4 protein-coding genes are annotated in these 4,256 nt (G+C 48.7%); all 4 read left to right on the plus strand.

The annotated features are described in order from the left end of the window. A partial coding sequence (locus RAC86_RS35800) for an isochorismate synthase (protein WP_377886702.1) occupies positions 1 to 1,023 on the plus strand: 1,023 nt, incomplete at its 5' end. Next, positions 1,020 to 2,762: a 2-succinyl-5-enolpyruvyl-6-hydroxy-3-cyclohexene-1-carboxylic-acid synthase gene (gene menD / locus RAC86_RS35805; protein WP_072566736.1), complete on the plus strand. Its 1,743-nt coding sequence runs from the start codon at positions 1,020 to 1,022 to the stop codon at positions 2,760 to 2,762. The genes RAC86_RS35800 and menD, both read left to right, overlap by 4 nt. Further along, on the plus strand, positions 2,750 to 3,574 hold the full coding sequence (gene menH / locus RAC86_RS35810; protein WP_072566735.1) for a 2-succinyl-6-hydroxy-2,4-cyclohexadiene-1-carboxylate synthase: 825 nt from the start codon (positions 2,750 to 2,752) through the stop codon (positions 3,572 to 3,574). Before menD ends, menH begins: the two co-directional genes overlap by 13 nt. 31 nt (positions 3,575 to 3,605) lie before the next feature. Continuing rightward, positions 3,606 to 4,256, plus strand: a 651-nt coding sequence (menB, locus tag RAC86_RS35815; RefSeq protein WP_377886703.1) for a 1,4-dihydroxy-2-naphthoyl-CoA synthase, incomplete at its 3' end; no start/stop codon positions are given.

Here is a 4,256-nt window from a genome sequence, read left to right on the forward strand (position 1 = left end):
ACACAATGGGACCATTTCTCGGAAGGGGATTTCTTTGTGCCTGCGCTTATGCTGACGATGACTGCCGAAGGCCCGTTTCTAACAGTCAACAGATGGGTAAGCGGAGAGGAAGACGCAGAGACAGTTTTGGAAGGCTTAAAGTCTTTTGCAGCCGAATTTAAGGTTCCTGATTTAAACCAAGTAGATCAGGCTGTGATTGCAGCATCTCAAGAGCTGGATAAGGACGATTGGCTGAAAGCAATCGAAACGGCAACAAGCCAAATTAAAGAGAAACAATATGATAAGGTGGTTCTTGCCCGAGAGCTGCTGCTCACGTTTGAAGGTCCGGTCCAAATTGAACCGGTGCTTAAAACGCTTCTGAACGATCAGCAGACAAGCTATGTTTTTGCAATCGAACAGGAAGGAAAAACCTTTGTCGGCGCGTCTCCAGAGAGACTGATCAAAAGAGACGGCAGCACTGTCATGTCTTCTTGTCTGGCAGGCTCCATTAAACGCGGCGCGAACGAAGAAGAAGATCGCCGGATAGGCCTTGAATTATTAAACGATGAGAAAAATCTGCTGGAGCATGATATTGTTGTAGGCATGATTCATAACGCTTTTGCATCAAGCTGTTCGGAGGTTGAAAAGCCTGACGGACCTGTATTGTACAAAACGAAAAGCGTTCAGCACTTATTTACGCCGATTGTCGGGCAGCTTCGTGAGTCTGCTTCACTTTTTGATTTAATTGAGAAACTGCATCCTACGCCGGCGCTTGGGGGAGCACCTCAGAAAAAAGCTGTTGAAGTGATCAGAGAGATCGAACCGATGTCCCGCGGCTGGTATGCGGCCCCTATCGGCTGGATTGACAGCCAGGATAACGGGGAATTCGCAGTGGCCATTCGTTCAGGACTGATCGAAGGCAGCACAGCAAGGCTGTTTGCCGGGTGTGGCATTGTGGAAGACTCGGACCCGCAATCTGAATATGAAGAAACACAGATTAAATTGAAGCCGATGATCTCTGCATTAGGAGGTGAGAGGCGGTGACAGCCAACCCAATTACGCATTACATCGGAAGTTTTATTGATGAATTCGCTCTTTCCGGGATTACGGATGCCGTCGTTTGTCCGGGCTCAAGATCCACACCGCTGGCTATTCTTGCAGCCGCGCATCCAGATATCAGCGTCCATGTCCAAATTGATGAAAGATCTGCCGGTTTTTTTGCTTTAGGGCTGGCAAAAGCGAAGCAGCGTCCCGTGCTTTTGATCTGTACATCAGGAACAGCCGCGGCCAACTTTTATCCGGCTGTGATTGAAGCCCATTATTCAAGAGTGCCAATTATTGTGTTAACTGCTGATCGGCCTCATGAGCTGCGCGAGGTAGGCGCACCGCAGGCTATTAATCAGCACTTCTTATTCGGTAACTTTGTTAAGTTTTTCACAGACTCTGCTCTTCCAGAAGAGTCTCCGCAAATGCTGAGATATATTCGAACGCTGGCCGGCCGCGCCGCCGGGGAAGCACAAAAGCGCCCAATGGGACCTGTGCATGTGAATGTGCCGCTGCGTGAACCGCTGATGCCGGATCTTTCGGATGAGCCGTTTGGAAGAATGAGAACAGGCCGTCACGTGTCTGTGAAAACGGGTACGCAGTCTGTTGACCGCGACTCTCTGTCTGATGTGGCTGCAATGCTGGCAGAGGCTGAAAAAGGAATGATCGTCTGCGGAGAGCTCCACAGTGATACGGAAAAGGAACACATTATTGCGCTGTCAAAAGCGCTTCAGTATCCGATTTTAGCGGACCCGCTGTCTAATCTGAGGAACGGCGCTCATGATAAAAGCACTGTCATTGATGCGTATGATTCATTTTTAAAAGATGATGAGCTGAAGGCGAAATTGCGTCCTGATGTCGTCATCCGTTTTGGGCCGATGCCTGTCTCAAAACCGGTTTTCTTATGGCTCAAGGATGATCCGGCAATTCAGCAAATTGTGATTGACGAAGATGGAGGGTGGAGAGACCCGACACAGGCAAGCGCGCATATGATTCACTGCAACGCATCTGCTTTTGCTGAAGCAATCATAATGGAACATGCTGATATGACCAAGTCATCAGAATGGCTGAATAAGTGGAAGTTTGTCAATGAACGGTTCCGTGCGCATCTGCAAACAATCAGCAGTGAAGAGGTTTCGTTTGAAGGCAATCTCTATCGAATTCTTCAGCATCTTGTGCCTGAAAACAGCTCGCTGTTTGTCGGTAACAGTATGCCGATCAGGGATGTTGATACGTTTTTTGAAAAACAGGAACGTGCTTTCCGGATTTATTCAAACCGGGGCGCAAACGGGATAGACGGTGTCGTCTCCTCTGCCATGGGTGTATGTGAAGGGACAAAAGCGCCTGTTACACTCGTGATTGGAGATTTATCTTTTTATCACGATTTAAACGGACTGCTGGCGGCCAAAAAGCTGGGCATTCCTCTTACTGTGATTCTCGTGAATAATGACGGCGGCGGGATTTTCTCCTTTTTGCCGCAGGCTTCTGAAAAGACACACTTTGAAGATTTGTTCGGCACGCCGACAGGGCTCGATTTCAAGCATGCGGCTGCACTATACGGCGGAACGTATTCATGTCCTGCCTCGTGGGATGAATTCAGAACAGCTTACGCGCCGCAGGCAGACAAGCCCGGACTCCATTTGATAGAAATCAAAACGGATCGCCAATCGAGAGTTCAGCTCCATCGCGATATGCTGAATGAGGCTGTGCGGGAAGTGAAAAAACAATGGGAACTGTAAACATAACTGTTTCAGACGGTGTCCGATATGCTGTGACAGACGAGCGGCCGAATGCTTCCGAAGCCGTCGTCTGTCTGCACGGGTTTACCGGCAGCAAACAATCATGGACTTTCCTTGATGAGATGCTGCCTGATTCCCGTTTGGTCTTAATTGATTGTCTAGGGCATGGTGAAACCGATGCCCCGCCGAATGGGAGAAGATACAGCACGAACCGGCAAGTTTCTGACCTTGCCGAGATTTTTGATCAATTAAAACTTCACAAAGTGAAATTGATTGGGTATTCTATGGGAGGAAGGCTTGCTTATTCTTTTGCGGTGACATATCCCGAACGGGTATCGGCACTGGTGCTTGAAAGCACAACGCCGGGGCTCAAAACGCTTGAGGAACGGCGGGACCGGATCATGCGGGACCGGAAGCTTGCCGATTTTATTTTGCGTGACGGGATCAAAGCATTTGTAGAGTATTGGGAGAACATTCCTTTGTTTTCATCCCAGCAGCGGCTGGCTGAAGATATTCGGCACAGGATACGGTCCGGCCGTCTGCGAAACAATAAGATTGGGCTTGCAAATAGTTTAACGGGCATGGGCACCGGTTCACAGCCTTCCTTGTGGAGCCGTGTACAAGAAATAGCCGTGCCTGTGCTTCTAATCTGCGGGGAGTGGGACAAAAAGTTTTGCGCCATCAATCAAGAGGTGCATAAGAAGCTTCCATCTAGTAGAATAGAGATTGTTCCAAAAGCCGGCCATACGGTGCATGTGGAACAGCCGCGTTTTTTTGGTAAAATAGTGAGTGAGTTTTTGACAAGCTTATAACTGCACATAGAAAAATAGAGGAGGTCATATCATGGCTGTAGAATGGAAAACTGAACGGACATACGATGAAATATTGTATGAAACGTATAATGGTATTGCAAAAATAACAATCAACCGCCCTGAGGTACATAACGCGTTTACCCCCAAAACGGTTGCTGAAATGATTGATGCGTTTGCTCGCGCGAGAGACGATCAAAATGTCGGCGTTATCGTGCTTGCTGGTGCCGGAGACAAAGCCTTTTGTTCTGGAGGAGACCAGAAAGTGCGCGGTCACGGCGGTTATGTAGGAGATGACCAAATTCCGCGATTAAACGTACTGGATCTTCAGCGTTTAATCCGCGTTATCCCGAAACCGGTTGTTGCGATGGTGTCCGGATATGCGATCGGCGGAGGCCATGTGCTTCACATCGTATGTGATCTGACAATCGCTGCCGACAACGCGATTTTCGGACAAACAGGCCCTAAAGTGGGAAGCTTTGACGCTGGTTACGGTTCTGGCTACCTGGCTCGAATTGTAGGGCATAAAAAAGCCCGTGAAATCTGGTACCTGTGCCGCCAGTACAACGCACAGGAAGCGCTTGACATGGGTCTTGTCAACACAGTCGTTCCTTTGGAACAACTTGAAGAAGAAACGATTAAATGGTGTGAAGAAATGCTTGAAAAAAGCCCGACCGCACTTCGT

The sequence above is a fragment of the Bacillus sp. LR_5 genome, assembly GCF_042709275.1.

Bases quoted from the DNA above. Each gene is read 5' to 3' on its own strand.
- menH (WP_072566735.1), top strand. From the start codon at position 2,750: ATGGGAACTGTAAACATAACTGTTTCAGACGGTGTCCGATATGCTGTG.